Annotated in this window: 16 protein-coding genes and 1 riboswitch; of the genes, 8 read left to right on the top strand and 8 right to left on the bottom strand. The window is 42.1% G+C overall.

Features of this window, described 5'->3' with window-relative positions; all coding sequences use genetic code 11:
• Positions 1-12: 12 nt before the first annotated feature.
• The 6 genes from ACSYTJ_RS03670 (at position 13) to ACSYTJ_RS03645 (ending at position 7,324) form a co-directional block, all read left to right on the top strand.
• A complete protein-coding gene (locus tag ACSYTJ_RS03670; RefSeq protein ID WP_491719515.1) occupies positions 13-1,674 on the top strand; it encodes a formate--tetrahydrofolate ligase in 1,662 nt (553 codons plus the stop codon).
• Positions 1,675-1,692: 18 nt separating this feature from the next.
• Positions 1,693-2,166, top strand: coding sequence for a signal peptidase II (gene lspA, locus ACSYTJ_RS03665; RefSeq protein ID WP_491716274.1), 474 nt, complete (start codon positions 1,693-1,695; stop codon positions 2,164-2,166).
• Positions 2,166-3,065: an RluA family pseudouridine synthase gene (locus ACSYTJ_RS03660; RefSeq protein ID WP_491719514.1), complete on the top strand. Its 900-nt coding sequence runs from the start codon at positions 2,166-2,168 to the stop codon at positions 3,063-3,065. The genes lspA and ACSYTJ_RS03660 overlap by 1 nt, the downstream gene beginning before the upstream one ends.
• A gap of 113 nt (positions 3,066-3,178) precedes the next feature.
• A complete protein-coding gene (gene pyrR / locus ACSYTJ_RS03655) occupies positions 3,179-3,715 on the top strand; it encodes a bifunctional pyr operon transcriptional regulator/uracil phosphoribosyltransferase PyrR (protein ID WP_491716272.1) in 537 nt (178 codons plus the stop codon).
• Positions 3,716-3,741: 26 nt separating this feature from the next.
• Positions 3,742-4,815 carry a carbamoyl phosphate synthase small subunit gene (locus ACSYTJ_RS03650; RefSeq protein WP_491719513.1) on the top strand — a complete coding sequence of 358 codons (1,074 nt, stop codon included), beginning with the start codon at positions 3,742-3,744 and terminating at the stop codon, positions 4,813-4,815.
• A gap of 7 nt (positions 4,816-4,822) precedes the next feature.
• Positions 4,823-7,324, top strand: coding sequence for a carbamoyl phosphate synthase preATP-grasp domain-containing protein (locus ACSYTJ_RS03645; RefSeq protein ID WP_491716270.1), 2,502 nt, complete (start codon positions 4,823-4,825; stop codon positions 7,322-7,324).
• Positions 7,325-7,350: 26 nt separating this feature from the next.
• On the opposite strand, the gene ACSYTJ_RS03640 is transcribed toward ACSYTJ_RS03645, so the two are convergent.
• Positions 7,351-9,066, bottom strand: coding sequence for an NFACT RNA binding domain-containing protein (locus tag ACSYTJ_RS03640; protein WP_491719512.1), 1,716 nt, complete (start codon positions 9,064-9,066; stop codon positions 7,351-7,353).
• Between the two features lie 107 nt (positions 9,067-9,173).
• Between ACSYTJ_RS03640 and ACSYTJ_RS03635 the strand changes: the two genes are divergently transcribed.
• Positions 9,174-10,037 (top strand): DegV family protein, encoded by an 864-nt coding sequence (locus tag ACSYTJ_RS03635; protein WP_491719511.1) that lies wholly within the window; start codon positions 9,174-9,176, stop codon positions 10,035-10,037.
• A 77-nt stretch (positions 10,038-10,114) separates the two neighbouring features.
• A riboswitch (THF riboswitch) is annotated at positions 10,115-10,212 on the top strand.
• A 35-nt stretch (positions 10,213-10,247) separates the two neighbouring features.
• Positions 10,248-10,790 carry a folate family ECF transporter S component gene (locus ACSYTJ_RS03630; protein WP_491719510.1) on the top strand — a complete coding sequence of 181 codons (543 nt, stop codon included), beginning with the start codon at positions 10,248-10,250 and terminating at the stop codon, positions 10,788-10,790.
• 364 nt (positions 10,791-11,154) lie between these two features.
• Here the strand turns inward: ACSYTJ_RS03630 and ACSYTJ_RS03625 are convergent, their stop codons facing one another.
• From ACSYTJ_RS03625 to pxpB, 7 genes are read right to left on the bottom strand one after another with little or no spacing between them, the layout of a single operon-like run.
• The gene (locus ACSYTJ_RS03625; RefSeq protein ID WP_491716266.1) at positions 11,155-12,378 is read right to left on the bottom strand and encodes an NRAMP family divalent metal transporter; all 1,224 of its coding nucleotides are present in this window, start codon (positions 12,376-12,378) and stop codon (positions 11,155-11,157) included.
• Between the two features lie 33 nt (positions 12,379-12,411).
• Positions 12,412-13,161, bottom strand: coding sequence for a 5-oxoprolinase subunit PxpA (locus ACSYTJ_RS03620; protein ID WP_491719509.1), 750 nt, complete (start codon positions 13,159-13,161; stop codon positions 12,412-12,414).
• Positions 13,162-13,178: 17 nt separating this feature from the next.
• Positions 13,179-13,985: a putative hydro-lyase gene (locus tag ACSYTJ_RS03615; RefSeq protein WP_491716264.1), complete on the bottom strand. Its 807-nt coding sequence runs from the start codon at positions 13,983-13,985 to the stop codon at positions 13,179-13,181.
• Positions 13,986-13,997: 12 nt separating this feature from the next.
• Positions 13,998-15,365 (bottom strand): acetyl-CoA carboxylase biotin carboxylase subunit, encoded by a 1,368-nt coding sequence (locus ACSYTJ_RS03610; RefSeq protein ID WP_491719508.1) that lies wholly within the window; start codon positions 15,363-15,365, stop codon positions 13,998-14,000.
• Positions 15,340-15,765: an acetyl-CoA carboxylase biotin carboxyl carrier protein gene (locus ACSYTJ_RS03605; RefSeq protein WP_491719507.1), complete on the bottom strand. Its 426-nt coding sequence runs from the start codon at positions 15,763-15,765 to the stop codon at positions 15,340-15,342. Before ACSYTJ_RS03605 ends, ACSYTJ_RS03610 begins: the two co-directional genes overlap by 26 nt.
• Positions 15,766-15,776: 11 nt before the next feature.
• Complete coding sequence (locus ACSYTJ_RS03600; protein WP_491719506.1) at positions 15,777-16,790, bottom strand: 5-oxoprolinase subunit C family protein; 1,014 nt, start codon at positions 16,788-16,790, stop codon at positions 15,777-15,779.
• Complete coding sequence (pxpB, locus tag ACSYTJ_RS03595; protein ID WP_491719505.1) at positions 16,783-17,508, bottom strand: 5-oxoprolinase subunit PxpB; 726 nt, start codon at positions 17,506-17,508, stop codon at positions 16,783-16,785. The genes ACSYTJ_RS03600 and pxpB overlap by 8 nt, the downstream gene beginning before the upstream one ends.
• Positions 17,509-17,678: the final 170 nt, after the last annotated feature.

The raw sequence follows: 17,678 nt of genomic DNA, 5'->3' as shown, positions 1-17,678 counted from the left end.
GGGTGGAAAATTTTGAAAACAGACATTGAAATTTCTCAAGATAGTAAATTATTACCAATTAGCAAAATTGCTGGTCAACTAGGCTTAACTGAACAACAAATCGAGCCTTATGGGCATTATAAAGCCAAAATCACGTTACCAGTAGCTAATCAGGCTACCAAGGGTAAGTTAGTCCTAGTTACATCGATTAACCCAACCGCTGCTGGTGAGGGTAAAACGACCATGGCAGTCGGACTAGGCGATGCTTTGAGTGAATTGAACTATAAAACTGCGCTCGCACTAAGAGAACCATCATTAGGTCCCGTAATGGGCATGAAGGGTGGTGCTACTGGTGGGGGGTACTCACAGGTTATTCCAATGGAAGATATCAACCTTCATTTTACAGGTGATTTTCACGCCCTTACTGAGGCTCATGATACCCTTTCTGCATTAATCGACAATCACATTCATCACGGTAATCAATTAAATATTGATCCACGCCAAATCACTTGGAAACGGGTTTTAGATATAAATGACCGTGAACTAAGACACACGGTTATTGGCCTTGGCGGTAGAACATCTGGGGTTCCTAGGGAAGATGGTTTTGATATCACCGTTGCTAGTGAATTAATGGCCATTTTATGCCTTAGTCGCAATCTTAAGGATTTAAAGGAACGCATTAGTAATATTTTAATTGGTTATACTTATGACCGTAAGCCCGTTTACGTTCGGGATCTAAAGGTTCAAGGGGCATTAACCTTATTGTTAAAGGATGCGATTAAACCTAACCTAGTCCAAACGATTGAACACACCCCTGCCTACATCCATGGGGGGCCATTCGCAAACATCGCACATGGATGTAACAGTATCATTGCAACCCAGGCAGGACTCAATACTGCTGATTATACCGTCACTGAATCAGGATTTGGTTCTGACCTAGGGGGCGAAAAGTTTATGGATATCGTTTCACCACGGTTAGGCAAGACTCCAGATGTCGTAGTGCTCGTTGCAACAATTCGGGCATTGAAGCTGAATGGTGGCGCTGATAAGGATAACCTAGAAACTGAAGACTTGGATGCATTAGCGAAAGGTTCAGCCAATTTAGGACGCCATATTTCGGCAATGAGTCGGTATGGTAAGCAAGTCATCGTTGCAATCAATGACTTTGCCAGTGATACTGAAGCTGAAATTAACCAATTAAAGAAATACGTTGATGATAACTTTGCCGTTCCAAGCGTTACTTGTTACGAATGGGCCCAGGGTGGCAAGGGAGCTGTTGATCTAGCAAAGCTAGTTGTCACTGCTGCTGATCAAGAAAAGCCATTTAATCCGCTTTATTCCGTTGAAGATCCAATTGAAACTAAAATCAACAAAATCGTGACCGAAATTTACGGAGGTAGTGGGATCGAAATTTCCAGTAAGGCCCAAAAACAACTCAAGCAAATCGTAAAAAATGGCTGGGACAAACTCCCCGTATGTATGGCCAAGACACAATATTCACTTACTGATGACGCATCGGTTCATGGAGCACCCACTGGATTTAAAATTCATATCCGTGAATTCCAAGTTAAATTAGGGGCTGGGTTTATTGTAGCGCTAACTGGGAATGTTTTGACCATGCCTGGTTTACCTAGTCATCCCGCTGCATTGGATATGGATATCAAGGAAAACGGTGAAATTACCGGATTATTCTAGAACGAAAGGAAGTTATGAATGCCTTTTATATATATTTTTGGGCTCTTGGTGATCCTAATTGGTGCTGACCAGGGGATCAAAGCCTGGGTATCGATTTCAATGGCTCAAGGCCAAAGTGATCAATTGATTCCAGGGGTCATCGCATTGACTAATCTCCATAATCACGGTGCTGCATGGAGCATGTTACAGGGGAAAATGAACTTTTTTATTATCATTTCCATCATTGCTGGATTGGTGATGTTTTATTATCTATTCAAGCTGCATCGAAAATTTGGTTATGCGTTAACGATCACGTTCCTATTAGCTGGAACGATCGGTAACTTCATCGACCGATTGATTCACGGCTATGTAGTTGATATGTTTCAAGTTGAATTGAATTTACCATTCTTGAATTTCGTATTTAACTTTGCTGATGCATGTTTAACAATTGGGGTCATTTTATTGTTATTGATGTTATGGAAGAGTGAGCAGAAAGATCGTGCTAAACAATAATGGAATCATTTAAAATTACTAATCAATCGGGACGCATTGATAAGGTCTGCTCGGAACTAGCTCCTGAGCTCAGCCGTTCACGAGCTAAAGACTTGATCCAATCACAAAATATTATGGTAAATCAACAGCCAGTTAAGCCCAAGTATGAGGTCAAAGCGGGCGATCAAATCACTATTATGATTCCAGAACCCAAGAAGTTGGCTTTAGCTGCCGAACCAATTCCATTAGACATCGTTTACGAAGATGAGGATGTAATCGTCATTAACAAACCACAGGGGATGGTCGTGCATCCCGCTCCAGGCCATCCTGACCATACGTTGGTAAATGCACTTTTGTATCATACGCCACTTTCTAACATCAATGGGACATTGAGGCCTGGAATCGTTCATCGCATCGATAAGGACACATCTGGATTGCTCATGGTGGCCAAGAATAATATGGCGCATGAATCATTATCAAAGCAACTAAAGAATAAGACAAATCTTCGTAAGTATGTTGCGTTGGTTCATGGGGTGATCAAGGATGATAACGGAACGATCGATGCGCCGATCGGACGTGATAAAAAGGATCGTAAAAAACAGGCGATTGTCCCAAATGGTAGGCATGCTATTACGCATTACCATGTTTTAGAACGATTCGCTAATTATACGTTAGTCGAATGTCAATTGGAGACTGGTCGAACGCATCAAATTAGAGTCCATATGAAGTCGATTGGCCATCCACTAGTTGGCGATCCCCTCTATGGCCCCCGTAAAACGATTAAGGGGCATGGGCAATTCTTACATGCCCAAGTGCTAGGTTTTAAACATCCGAGAAGCGGTCAACAGTTATCATTTTCATCCCCGATTCCACCGATTTTTGAAAAAACCCTTAAGCAATTGCGTCATCAGCAGCCTTAGCATTGACAAACTGATGAAATTAAAATATTCTGATAGTATATAACCACTGAAAAAATGGTTGCTGTTCGAGTGATCGAATTAGCAGCCTTTTTTATTAAAGGAAGGAAAATATAATGGCAAAAGTAATTATCGATAAGATGGCAATGCAACGTGCCTTGACCAGAATCACATATGAAATCATTGAAAAAAATAAGGGCATCAAAGACCTCGTGATCGTAGGGATCAAGACACGGGGGATTTATCTCGCGAAGAGAATTGCCAATCGACTCCAAAAGCTAGAAAATGTGGAGGTTCCAGTTGGCGCATTGGATATTACTAAGTATCGGGATGATATTGAACATGATAGTGCTAAAGAAACCCCAACCGTTGTTGCAAGTGATGAACGCGTTTCAGTTGAAGGCAAGAACGTGATCTTAGTGGATGACGTTTTGTACACTGGACGGACGATCAAAGCAGCATTAAGTGCCATCTCAGAACTTGGTCGACCAAACAGCATTCGATTAGCAGTATTAGTTGATCGTGGACATCGTGAATTACCAATCAGAGCTGATTTCGTGGGAAAGAACATCCCTAGTGCTCAAAACGAAAAAATTCAAGTGTCAGTCCAAGAAATCGATAAACGCGATGCTGTTGAAATCGTTAATAAGTAATCCTGCAATTGGATGGGAGCAGTAAAATGACAAAACGCTATTTAATCCTAGAGGATGGCTCATCGTATCCTGGCGAAGCGTTCGGAGCTCTTGCCACCACGACTGGAGAAATCATTATTAATTCAAATATGATGGGCTATCAAGAATCCATTACTAATCCAATTTATCATAATCAAATCATCGTGTTCACCCAACCGACAATTGGTAACGTAGGAATTAATCATAAGAGTTATGAATCGATCATTACTAGTATCAAGGGGGTCATTACCCGTGAGTATTCTGATACCACTAATAATCACCAACACAAGCAATCATTGGATACGTTTTTAAAACAACATGAAATTCCAGGGATTTCTGGAATCGATACCCGTGAATTAGCCCATCACATCACTAAGCAGGGAACGATGAAGGCAAGCATTGTTGATGTTGATGATGAACATGCTTTTGACCAGCTAAATGCGACCGTATTGACTAATCAGCAGGTCTCACAAGTTGCGACCCCTAAACCGTATCCGAATCCAGGCAATGGTTTCAATATCATTGTGATCGATTTTGGACTAAAACAGGGGATTTTAAGACGCCTTGATGAACGAAAATGTAATGTGGTGGTAGTCCCTTGGAACACGTTGATTGAAATGATCTTAAGTTTAGATCCAGATGGGATCGTTATTTCCACGGGGCCTGGTAATCCGGCTGATTTACCCCAGTCAACTTTACAAATGATTCGCGAATTACAAAGCCAATTCCCATTGCTAGCAATCGGGCTCGGCCACGAGTTATTTGCATTGGCTAATCACGCAAAGGTCTACAAACTAGCCAATGAGCATCATGGTAGTAACCATCCCGTTCGAAAGATCATAACCAATCAAGTGATTTACGTTTCTCAGGCCCAGGGATATGCTGTTGACTATAAATCAATCAACAAGGATATTTTAATCACGACGTATATTGATCTTTATAACGGGACCGTCCAGGGACTTAGACATCGTGATTATCCTGCATTGTCAGTTCAATTTTCACCAGATGGTGAACCTGGCCCCACGATTGCTTCGGATATCTTCGATGAATTTCTAGAAAACATCGGTTCACAAAGGAGGTGATCACAAGTTGATCAATCAAGATATTCATAAGGTTTTAATTATTGGTGGGGGGCCATCCAAAATTGGTCAAGAAAACGAGTTAGATGCTGCTGTTTTTCAGACCATCATTAGTTTCAAACGGGTCGGCGTCAAGAGTATCGTTATCGATAATAATCCTTATTCGATCGCGACGACTGAGATTCAACCAGCCAGTGCTTTTATTGAAACGGTGGACATCGATAACGTGGTCAGTATCATTCGCAATGAACATCCCGATGCAATTTTGCCAACATTGGGGGGTTCGAACGCCATCAAAATCTGTCAAAAATTGATTGAAATGAAATTACTGGCCAAGTATTCGGTGCAACTATTAGGCCTTTCTAAGCAGGCACTGAAATTGATCGGTAACCCATTAAGATTCAGTCAGTTAATGAAGGAGATCAATGAACCGATCATTTCATCTACGATCGTCCATTCGAATACCGAAGCCTTTGATCTCGTTCGTCAAGTGGGGTTCCCCATCATTATTAAACCAGTCCTTTCTTCGATCAATAGTCGCCGAACGATTTGTACTAACTTTGATGACCTTGATATTGCATTGACCGAGTCATTCACGGATTCGACGTTGAATCGGTGTGTGATCGAAAAGAGCATTGTAGGATATAAAGAACTAAGTATCGTCGGCATCCGTGATCCCAACGGAACTAAATTAATTATTAACGGAGTCGAGGATATCGATGCCATTGGAATCCATTCAGGAGACTCAATCGCAGTTTCACCGATCCAAACGATTACCGACTCTGTTTATCAACGGATGCGTGAAGCAACGCTTAAGGTGTTAGAACAACTAGAAATCATTGGTAGCTGTGAGGTTAGTTTTGCACTGAACCCTGATAATGATAATTACTTTGTTACTAAGGTCAGCCCGAACTACAATCGGGGCTTTGCTTTAGCCACCCTTGCAACTGGGTATCCCTTAAATTACGTGTCAGCACAGTTAATGCTAGGGAATGGCTTTGCAGACATTCACCTTCCACATGAATATGCAAAATTGACCACGTTCATGGAGCCAGTAATGGATCGGATTTTAATTCGAATTCCACTTTGGCCCTATGATAGTCTGAAAAACGTTGATCAGCACTTGGATCAATCAATGAAATCGATCGGTTCAGCGGTGGGAATCGGGCGAACTGTAGAAGAGGCGATTTTAAAGGCCATGCGTAGTTCACAGTTCAATCCTAGAGATGCACTCCCCAATATGGAAGAGTTAAGTGACGATGAAATGATCAGCCAGCTGATTCATCCCAAAGCAAGTCGGATCTTAGTTTTGATCGAGGCCTTAAGGCGGAACTACCCGGTCGAAGATTTATCAGAACTGACCAAGATCGATCCCTTCTATTTTAAGCGTTTCAAAAAGCTATTGGCGGTCGAAAACCTAGTTGTTAACGAGCCGTTAACCGAGCATGCAATGCACATCGCCCATCGCAGCGGGTTCGGGGATGGGATGCTAGCCGCTGCTTGGCAAACAGATTTAGATAAGGTCAGATACCTCGGTAAGATCAATAATAGTCTGCCAACCTATAAGATGATCGAACCATCAGCAGGGGAAGAAACCCCATCGATTTATTCTTTTTACAGTAGTTTTGAGCGCGAGAACGAATCACACCAATTATCAGATCGTTCAGCATTAGTAATTGGGCGCGGTGGAAATCGGCTGGGTCCTAATTCAGCAGCCGATTACTATACTTCGGAAGTATTGATTCAAATGCATCGATTGGGATATAAAACGATCGTTATGAACAATAACCCGAACTCGGTCTCACTCAGTCCACAGTTGAGTGATAAGCAATACATTGAACCGATTCAAATCGGTGCAATCTTGAACATCGCAGAAATCGAGAAACCTAAAATCGTCGTAGTGCCAGGAAATCGGCATTACTTAGTTCGCCAACTCAAACAATACCCGAATTTAAACGTTGTGGTGTTACCGCCTGATCAAGAAACTGGGGTGACCCTTCCGCAAAAAACGAGCTTTGCTATGAATTTCTTTGTAACGAAGGAAGAAAGTCGCTTTATTAATACGGTCAAATTAGCTTCTGGTAAGAACCACGAATTAAAAGATATTTCTCACTTAGCATTCCCCTATGACATTACTATCGATGAGTTAGAACCTTTGATTGGGGATGCACGGGAGCTAATTAGTAATTCCTATTGGAAGGGCCTCGTTCAGATCTTAGTGTTGGCCGACCAGGGGCTTTTTAAAGTCGTTGGGATTAGACCGATCAGAATTATTGAAACGATATTCTTAAATCGTATTTCCAACGTTAACTGGATTAAAATGCTAATAAAATTATATACTGATAACTTAACTTCAGACGATTTGGATAAAACCTTTAGGGAACTATCATTTTTACCGTTTGCTGAAATGAATCCAACGTTTCCATTCATTGATCTTAAGATCGATCAAGCAGTGGGCTCGACCAATCAAGAAGTGGGGGCTAAGATTAGCTTTGATCCTGATGCCAAATAAAAAGAGCAGTCAAAACTGCTCTTTTTTTATTGATGATTATTAGCCCTAAGTTCTTCAACGATCTTTTGGTTAGGGGTAACGTAAAGTGTATTTTGGCCTTCATAAATGACAAACCCTGGCTTTGCACCACTAGGCTTTTTAACATGGCGAACTTGAACGTAATCGACGGGGACGTTCGCAGAATCACGGCCCTTAGAATAATAAGCAGCTAACATGGCCGCTTCAAAAAGTGTCTGATCACTAGGGGCAAAAGAACGCACGATCACATGGGAGCCATGAATTTTTTGAGTATGCAACCAAGTATCACGTTTATCAGCTGTTTTAGTGGTCAATTTATCGTTTTGTAGGTTATTTTTTCCAACTAAGATCGTTGTACCATCACTAGCTTTAAACTGTTCAGGTTGGCTAATTTGACGTTTTAATTGTTTTTTCTTGTTTTGATGTTCATGATCACGTAAATAACCACCTTGTTGTAATTCGGCTTTAATGTCGACTAAATTACTAGGTTCTGCTAATTCGATCTGAGAGACAATGCTCTCAAGGTAATCAATCTCACCATTGGTCAATTCAATTTGATGATTAACGAATTGAATCGCATTTTTCTTTTTTTGATATTGTTTAAAATACCACTGGGCATTTTGTGAAGGGGTTTTATCAGGAGCTAGTTTAATTTTTAATGGTTGATTATTATCATAAAAGTTAGGCAGCTCGATCATTTTGGCTCCGTGGTGAACTTGATTCAAGTAAGTAGTAAGAATCTCACCCTTAATTCGATAATCATCAGCAAACTTGGTTTCATCAATGGTCTTACGTAACTTTTTCAACTTAGTTCGATTCTTTTTCAGTTCATTTCTAGTTACCTTGATCAAGACCCCACCTTGTTCTCGCACCCGATCTTTTTGTGCTTTGGTCTGATAATAATCATCCAAAAGGGTGCTTAACGAGTCATATTGTTTGGTTGGTGAATCAACACCAATTGGAATGAATGGTAAAAAATCTGGTTTGGCTTTTTCGATCATGGTTGCGGTGGGGGAATTGAACTGATCGAAAAATTGGGTAAAGTGTGCGCCTAATTCGCCTGGTTGATGTAAAAAACGCGCTAATTGATTGGCTGTATCCTTGCCCAATCCTTGAAATGTTTTTTGTAATTCACTGGCTAAAACATCTTGGTTCGGAAAATCATTAACTAATTGTTTTAACATTGATTCATCATTAAATTGAAATGGGTCTAAGCGGTCTTGCTTAGGGGGATTAATGTATTCTGTCCCTGGTAAAATCGTCCGATAGCGACTCTTGTCAGGGCCGATTCGTTTAATTGCATCGATAATTCGCCGATCAGAGCCGTCAACTAAGATAACGTTACTGTGCCTAGCCATAATTTCAATGATCAAGACCATTGATTTAAGGTCACCGATTTCATTCCTAACCGTAAAGTGTAATTGCATTACTCGATCATTTTGTAATTGAGTAATCTCGGTTAGCACACTTCCACTTAGATACTTCCTAAGCGTCATATTAAAGTTAGTGGGGACTGGGGGATTTACATATGGAATATTCGTTACTTGGGCACGCGCATAGCTAGGGTTCGCTGATAGTAAAAGGGGATATGTTTTTCGATTCGAACGAATTGTAATAATGATTTCATTTGGATAGGGTTGATTGATTTTAGCAATTCGCCCCCCTTTGAGGTTATCATTGAGCTCTTTTACCATCGAGTGGGTAAAACTTCCGTCAAATGACACTTTTGATCACTTACTTTCAGTATGATTTTATAACTGTATTATAACAAAAAAGCCATTAATGTTATAATGGAAGCGTAAGTGCAAAAAATTAAAGGATTGATGAATACATGAAAATTGCAATTGTAACTGATAGTACTGCTTATTTATCTAAGGATGAGCTTGCTAAATATAATATTCATATTTTACCAATCTCAGTGATTATTGATGGTAAAACATATGATGAAGGTGTTGATATCGACACTCCAGAATTTTATCATAAATTAAAAACAGCAAAAGAGTTTCCCAGTACGGCTCAACCAGCGACCGGGCGGATTATCGAACTATATGATCAACTAGCTCAAGAAGGGTATGACGCTGTTATTAGTATTCACTTATCAAGCACCATTTCAGGACTTTATAACCAGTTAATGGCAATTGCTCCTACGATTAGTAATATTAAAGTTATTCCATATGATTCCAAAATTACAGTTAAATTAATGGGATATCTAGCAATTGCAGCATCTGAAATGGTTTCAGCTGGTAAATCATTAGAAACAATCATTAGTGAATTAGATGCCTTAAGGGCAACGATTGATGAAATCTTTGTCGTTGATGATTTAAAGAACTTAGTCAAGGGCGGTAGATTGTCAAATGCCGCGGGGATGGTTGGTAGTTTGCTTCATATAAAGCCGTTATTAACGTTCGATGATGAAAGTAATAAAATTGTTGCATTTGATAAAGTCCGTACACGTAAGCGTGCTTTAAAACGTGCTGAAGAAATTTTTGCAACTCGAACTAACCAATTAAACTATCCGATTCGGGTAATTATAATCAATGGAAACGATCCAGAAGATGGTCAAGCATGGACAGATAAAATTAAAACGATGTATCCTAATCTATCTGTAACCCAAAGCTATTTTGGCCCTGTGGTTGGCGCCCATCTAGGTAATAAATCACTAGCGTTGGCTTGGATGCGCGACTTTGATAAGTAACAGATGGGTTTGATTATCTTTATGGTTGCGTGTAAAATAAAAGATATTATAATAATTTTAAAATTATTATAAAATATTTCGGAGTAGGGATTAATGCGTCAAGTGCCATTGGAACGGAATGTGAACTTTGGACGAAAAACGATGCGTTTGCGATATTAGTCCCGCATTCGCCACAATTATAGTGGCAGCTCTATTTAGGAGATGTCTCTTTTGCATACACAAAAGAAAATTTTTGCCAAACCTAGCGCAAGTGGAATTGCGATTTTAGGATTACTAACTGCGATTAGGTTAATTTTAGGAAGTAGTTTATTTACGTTCTATTTGGTTCCCAATAAGATCCAATTTAGTTTTGCGTTCATTGCTACTTTCTTAATTGCACTGTGGTTCGGTCCGTTTTGGGCAGGGACCATCGGTGGATTTGCTGATATCTTTTTAACGATAACTTCTGGACAAATATACTTTCCAGGGTTCACGCTATCAGCAATTTTAACTGGGGTTATTTTCGGATTGTTTTTCTTTAACCGAAAACCAACGTTAAAATCGATTATTATATCACAATTAATTGTAGTATTTTTAGTCAACTTGCTTTTAAATACGTTGTGGGTGGTAATCTTGAATCACGTTCCGTTTGAAGTGATTTTTATTTCCAGGTTCATTAAGGAAATTTTCACAGTCGTAATTCAAGTTATCATTATGTATTTAATATCTAAAAACAAAACCATTATTTCTTTAGGCAATCGATTTAGAAAATAATTTAGTTATCCAGCAATCAAATTTGGTTGCTGGATTTTTAATTACCGAATGAATAGGGATTTACAATTTCAATTAATTTATATTACTTTACATAATATATATTATCTGAAGTTATATCTAAAATTGAAATATCAACAACAAATGCAGTAATTATTAAATTCAATCATTTTGATTGAAAATATAAATTTATGTGATATATTTAATTCAAAGAGAAGATATATCAATTAATCTAGATTATTACGTCCAGCTATTTAAAATTAACTGGGCGCTTTAATTTTCTAACTGAAAATAGTTGCACTTAATAATAAATAAAAAAGATCGTCTTAAGCATTCACAATCAGCTTAAGGCGATCTTTTTAGTCTCTTAGAATAGTTCTAATAATGTATCGACACTGGCATATGCCATAAAAATAACGACGAGCCATCCGGTAATTGTCAGCCATACTGGATGATGATATGTGTTTCCCATGATTTTACTTCTGCGAACTGCAATTAATAAGATGCTTAATGCAATTGGCAGCACGAAGCCGTTTAATGCTCCTACGAACACGAGTACCTTAGCGGGATTTCCGATAAAGTAGAAAATGATCGTCGAAAATACGATGAAACTAATGATAATGGCATTACGGTATTTCTTAAACAGTGCCGTTGATTTTTCACTAACTGCATAGTCCAGAAATGATGTTGATGTAAAGGTTGATCCTAGAATAGAAGACATCCCTGAAGCAAACAATAACAACCCGAAGAATTTATAACCAAAGTTCCCCGCTGCATGTAGAAAAATAGAAGCTGCGGGGTTGGCTGGGTCTAGTTTAAAGCCTTCTACGACGACGGCTAGTCCAGCTAAGAAGAGCATGATTCTAATGATTGAAGCTAATGTAATCCCTGTCAATGCCCCTTCATTAATGTATTTGATATCTTTAACACCCTTGGCACCCCCGTCTAAGAGGCGGTGGCCACCTGAGAATGAAATGTATCCACCAACGGTCCCACCGACGATGGTCACGATTGAGTAAAAGTCAACGTGGGTTGGCGTAAACGCATGGGTAGCAGCTGCTTGGAATGGAATCTTAGTTACAAATAGAATATAGATCAAAATCCCGATCTTGATAACTGCCAGGAGCTGAACCGTTCGATCCATTGCTTTCAATGCATTCTTAACGATAAAAATACAAATTGCAATTACTGCTGCGATGACGGCCCCGTTTTCTGGTGAAATCCCAAATAAAACGTTCAGCCCTAAGCCAGCACCCCCGACGTTTCCGATATTAAAGACCAGCCCGCCGACCGCAACTAATGTTGAAAGTAAGTATCCTAAGCCTGGAAAGACTTCGTTGGCTAACACCTGCGCCCGTTTGCCTGAAACAACGATGATTCGCCAAATGTTCAATTGAACGATTATATCCATGACGATACAAATTACAATTGCAAACGCAAAGTTAGCACCCAATTTCCCAGTAAAAGTCGCTGTTTGAGTTAAAAAACCAGGGCCTACGGCAGCCATTGCCATTAAGAACGCGGCCCCCATCGCAACACTTCTCATTTTTTTACTGTGGTTGTTGGTGACTGGATTCGCTTTGTTGTCCATGTTAATTCATCCCCCTATCAATTATTCGATTACTTAAACCGTCGCAATGTCGATCGAATCTGCTTTAAGCTGGGTAACTAACTGCCGTACGATTGACAATGCCTTTTGGTTATCCCCATGCACGCATATCGAATCCACCTTTAATGCAACGGTTTCCCCGGTAATGGCCGTAACGGATTGCTCTTTGATCATTTGAACGGTCCGATGCGCAATTGCGGTGGGGTCACTCAAGACGGCGTTGGGTTTAGAACGTGGCACTAAGCTCCCATCGGCTTGGTAGTTTCGGTCTGCAAAGACTTCTTGGGCTACTGGTAACCCTAATTCATTGGCTGCAGTGACTAATTGACTGTTGGCTAGGCCATATACCAATAAATTGGGATCAACGGCTTGGATGCCCTGACAAATTGCGCGGGCTAGCTCGATGTCTTTGCCGGCTGCGTTATAAAGCGCGCCATGCGGTTTCACGTGGTGCAAGCGATGCGTTTTCGTAAAACCAGCTAACGCCGCTACCTGGTAGGTCACCATGTTGGTAACCGCCTGCATGTCCATTTGCATGTACCGCCGTCCGAAGCCATTTAAATCAGGAAAACCGGGATGCGCCCCGATTCCAATCCCTGCCGCCTCGGCTAATTGCACGGTGCGTTGCATGACGTTGGGATCGCCCGCATGAAACCCGCATGCAATGTTACATGCACTGATCAACGGGATGATTTCAGCGTCATTTCCTAAATCGTATCTACCATAGCTTTCCCCTAAATCACTGTTCAAATCAATCGCAACCATTACTAACACTTCCCTTATTAATATTTTAATGTTGAATTAATGACATCGGTCACTAACATATGCCCCGGTGCGTGCGTAATCACCAGCGGCGGTTTGGTCTGCATAATCGCATTTTGTGGTGTCACTCCACATGGCCAAAAGACGGGGGTTTCCCCAGGCTTGATGGTCACTGCATCCCCATAATCCGGATTTTGTAGGTCTGTGATGCCAATTTCTTCGGGATGGCCAATTTGAATCGGCGCCCCGTGCACCTTAGGCATATTAGCGGTAACTTGAACGGCGATCGGCACTAATTCATCTTTGATCGGCCGCATGCTGACCACCATCTGCCCGTGAAACGCCCCCGCTGGTTTCAACGGGATGTTGGTGTTGAACATTGGAACGTTGACGTGCTCGCTGATATTTCGCACTTCGATCCCAGCAGCAATCAATTCGGCTTCAAATGAGAAGCTACAACCAATGATGAAGCTGACGAAGTCATCCGACCAAATATCTGCTACCGATGTAGTTTCGGCGGCTAATTGACCATCCCGATAGATCCGATACTTCGGAAAATCATTAGCTAAGTCAATATCAGTCGCAAAGTCCACTAACTTTTTACTCCCCACGTCACTGACCTCTAAAACGGGACAGGGTCTCGGGTTGCGTTGCGTGAACAATAAGAAATCATAGGCGAGTTCACGCGGTAAGATGACTAAATTGGCCTGCGTGTATCCAGTGCATAACCCGCTAGTCTGGCCAGTATATTCACCACTTCGGATTAAATGCCGTAATTCGACGGGACTTAACTTGGTTAATGCAATTTTTGTGTTGTTAATTGTCATCTGCGTTGCCTCCTACTCCTGATTAGCGAGTGTAATTTTGTTATCTAGCCAATTCACATCCGTATTGAGATTTTCAAAGTCTGCATCGGCTAAGATCTGCGCTAATAGATTCAAGTTAGTATCAATCCCAGCCACCACGGTCTCATCAATGACCGCCCGCATCTGTTTTATGACTTGGGAACGCTGATTGCCATAGACGATTATCTTGGCGATCATTGCATCGTAATATGGCGGGACCTTATATCCTTGATACAGTGCACTATCAACCCGCACCCCATAGCCACCTGGCAGGTGTAAGCCAGTGATCTGCCCAGCAGAGCGGGCCGTAACCCGACATTCCAGGGCAAAGCCCTTTTCAACAGGCCGTTGCTCTGCTAACTCGGCACCGGCGGATGCCATCAACTGCGCTTGGACCAAGTCGATTCCACTGGTCAATTCGGTGATCGGGTGTTCCACTTGGATCCGCGTGTTCATCTCCATAAAGTAGAATTGCCCTGGCCCGTTGTATAAGAACTCGATCGTGCCTAACCCGACGTAATGCAGCGGGGCGACCACTGCCTCACAGATTGAGAGCATCTTTTCACGATCAGCTGGGTTTAAGACAACGGCGGGCGCTTCTTCCATTACCTTTTGATTGTGGGATTGAATCGTACAGTCACGCTCGCCGATTGAAACCACGTGCCCAAATTGATCGGCAATGATCTGCACTTCAACATGGCGGGGATGTTTTAAGTATTGTTCAATGTACATATGCCCATCGTTAAATGATTCGATTGCTTCTTCTTGAGCGATGTTAAAGTTAGCCGCAAAGTCAGCGGCGGTCGGAATAATGCGCATCCCCTTGCCGCCACCACCAGAACTAGCTTTTAACATGACTGGATAGCCCACTAATTTGGCTTGGGCAGCCGCAACATCCACACTCGTTACCGCATTCGGGCTGCCTTTGACGATTGGCATCCCATATTGATGCATTGTCTTGCGGGCGGCTTCCTTATTGCCAAGTAGGGAAATGACTTTGGCATCCGCTCCGATGTAGGTGATGCCACTTTCAACAACGCGGCGGGCAAATTCTGGATTTTCAGATAAAAAACCATACCCTGGATGAATGGCATCCGCCTCGGTTATTTTGGCAGCTGCAATTAAGTTGGCCATGTTCAAGTAGCTCTGCTTAGCACTTTGCGGGCCAATGCAAACCCGTTCATCGGCTAGTTTTACATGCAGCGCCTTACTGTCCGCAGTTGAATAGACTGCGACCGTTTTGATCCCCAAAGCACGGCATGCCCGAATGATTCGGACCGCAATTTCACCCCGATTGGCGATCAATAACTTATGAAACGGCCACTCGGTAACGGGTTTACTTGACTTGAATAAGTGGTTCATCGTATTCCACCTCTTCTCCATCGGCCACCAATACCTTAGTGACGACTCCTGAGCGATCGGCTTTAATTGGTGTCATTACCTTCATCGCCTCGATAATCCCGATCGAATCCCCCGCCTTGATATAATCACCGACGGCTACGAATGGAGCTTCATCTGGGGACTTAGCAGCATAGAAGACGCCCACCAGTGGCGCTTTGATCACGTTGTCTGCCTGCGTTTCAGCACTAGCTGATTTTGCAGCCGGTGGCGGAGTCTGACTCACTAAGTCTGGATTCGGCTGGGCAGGATTTTTTAATTCCTGTTTTAACGTGATTTCATCGTTACCACTGCGGTAAGTGATTTCGCTTAAGCCATTGTTTTTTAAATATTGAATCAATTTCTTTACGACCTTTAAGTCCATCTAAATTCCTCCTATTGAAATAACGTCTGAATGCGTTGGGCAGCCCCTCGGTTAATTCCAATCGGGGCCTTAAACCTGAGTTGTTCGAACCGCTCAGCTAGTCTTTGGCTGCTTTCGTGTTGTTCCAAAAGCTTAGCTCGAGCATCCGCTAGTGATACTAATTGAAACTTGATCAACTGCTTGGGCTGGCTTTGCACGAACTTATGCAGGTCAGCTGAGATAATGACCCCGATTACTGGATATCCACCGGTCGTTTGGCGATCCGCTAATAAAACGATCGGTTTTCCATCTGAACTAATTTGAACCCCCCCTAAGGGCGTCGCTTCTGATAGCATATTGGCAACGCCCATTTCGATCGGATTCCCGGCCAGTCGATACCCCATCCGATCAGCATTTGGGCCAACTTGATATGAATTGTTGATGAACAATTCAGTGTCCTTTGGGTCGAACAATGCCCATTGAGGACCCTTAGTGATCCGAATGGTCAAAACTTCATCAGTGGCCGGCCATTGTGGCTTTTGAACTTTTCTGAACGCGAAGCTAGTTAAGCGTTGGGTCGTGCCAATGGGGATGCGATCACCTGACATCAATTTTCGCCCCAGGTGTCCTCCAATCCGGATTCGCGTTGTGGTAGCGCGACTCCCCATTACCAGGGGCTCTAAGACTCCCCCGGCAACTGCTAGGTATCCATAGCGACCACGTTGGACCGCCCCCACCGTTAAGACGTCGCCGCTTTTGACTTGGATCGCCTGGTCGCTATTAATTGGTTGATCGTTCAAAGTTAGCGGGAACTGGCCACCGGTAAAGGCGATGAACGTAGCGGCTTGAAATAAGTAGCGGCCACCGAGGAGACAAAATTCCAATGTGGCGGCCGTTAGCTGATTACCAACTAACAAATTGGCTAGCTTAGCTGCATCTGCATCTAACCATCCCGAAGTTGGGAACCCATCGATTTGATGGTTGAAACGGCCCAGATCTTGCACCGTTGTTTGCAAACCACCGTCTAGAACGACTAAATTATTCATTCTCGATTACCACCTTTACTGTATAAGTCCCCTGCTGATCTGCAGCTTTGATCTGTTCATATTCACGGCTGGTAATGGAAAAGAATTGCACGAAGTCACCAGCGTGAAAAAATAATTCGGGGTGCTGTTGGTCGTACAACTTTATCGGGGTCCGACCGATCAACTGCCAACCACCGGGCGCATCGACTGGATAAAAACCGGTCTGAATCCCAGCAATCCCAACGCTTCCGGCTGGAATTTTAACGCGCGGGGTGGCTAAACGTGGCATCGCGATCTTTTTATCGACGCTGGCCATGTAAGCAAACCCCGGTAAAAAGCCCATAAAATAAATTAAGTACGGTCGGTCGGTATGCAGTTTGATGACGTTTTCTGGAGTCGTAGCTGCAAAATCAGCCACTGCTTGTAAATCAGGATTATAAGGAGCTTCATAACAAACCGGAATCTGTAATATTCGCCGCGGTCCCTTTGATGCCAAGCGATCATCATTCAATAGTGGGGTTAGGCGTTCTTGTAACTGCTGATAGCTAATTTCAAGGGCATCAAATGTGATCATTAAGGTATGGTAGGCCGGAACTAATGATTGAATGGCACTGATTTGCAATTGCTCGATTGCTTTAACTAAGGTCTGAATCTGTTGGTTGATCGATTCATCAATCTGATTTGGAAAATTGATCGACAGTGCTTGATCACCAACTGGAATAATTTTAAATGGTTGCATCAAGAGCCTCCTCAATGTGAAAAAGAATAACATCGAATCATCTTTGAACTGCACAAATGATTAAATTAGTATTAATTATACTAATCATAAGATTAAAATGTCAATTCTAATCTCCTTTTAATTGTTTGATTATTCATTTTATGTATTATCAGCGTCTTTTATGCATTAAA

Source organism: Nicoliella sp. ESL1113 (assembly GCF_058509245.1).
This window is presented reverse-complemented; position numbering and strand designations above follow the sequence as displayed.

Coding starts and splice junctions, on each gene's coding strand:
- lspA (WP_491716274.1), top strand. CDS start 1,693: ATGCCTTTTATATATATTTTTGGGCTCTTGGTGATCCTAATTGGTGCT.
- ACSYTJ_RS03660 (WP_491719514.1), top strand. CDS start 2,166: ATGGAATCATTTAAAATTACTAATCAATCGGGACGCATTGATAAGGTC.
- pyrR (WP_491716272.1), top strand. CDS start 3,179: ATGGCAAAAGTAATTATCGATAAGATGGCAATGCAACGTGCCTTGACC.
- ACSYTJ_RS03650 (WP_491719513.1), top strand. CDS start 3,742: ATGACAAAACGCTATTTAATCCTAGAGGATGGCTCATCGTATCCTGGC.
- ACSYTJ_RS03635 (WP_491719511.1), top strand. CDS start 9,174: ATGAAAATTGCAATTGTAACTGATAGTACTGCTTATTTATCTAAGGAT.
- ACSYTJ_RS03625 (WP_491716266.1), bottom strand. CDS start 12,378: ATGGACAACAAAGCGAATCCAGTCACCAACAACCACAGTAAAAAAATG.
- ACSYTJ_RS03620 (WP_491719509.1), bottom strand. CDS start 13,161: ATGGTTGCGATTGATTTGAACAGTGATTTAGGGGAAAGCTATGGTAGA.
- ACSYTJ_RS03615 (WP_491716264.1), bottom strand. CDS start 13,985: ATGACAATTAACAACACAAAAATTGCATTAACCAAGTTAAGTCCCGTC.
- ACSYTJ_RS03610 (WP_491719508.1), bottom strand. CDS start 15,365: ATGAACCACTTATTCAAGTCAAGTAAACCCGTTACCGAGTGGCCGTTT.
- ACSYTJ_RS03605 (WP_491719507.1), bottom strand. CDS start 15,765: ATGGACTTAAAGGTCGTAAAGAAATTGATTCAATATTTAAAAAACAAT.
- ACSYTJ_RS03600 (WP_491719506.1), bottom strand. CDS start 16,790: ATGAATAATTTAGTCGTTCTAGACGGTGGTTTGCAAACAACGGTGCAA.
- pxpB (WP_491719505.1), bottom strand. CDS start 17,508: ATGCAACCATTTAAAATTATTCCAGTTGGTGATCAAGCACTGTCGATC.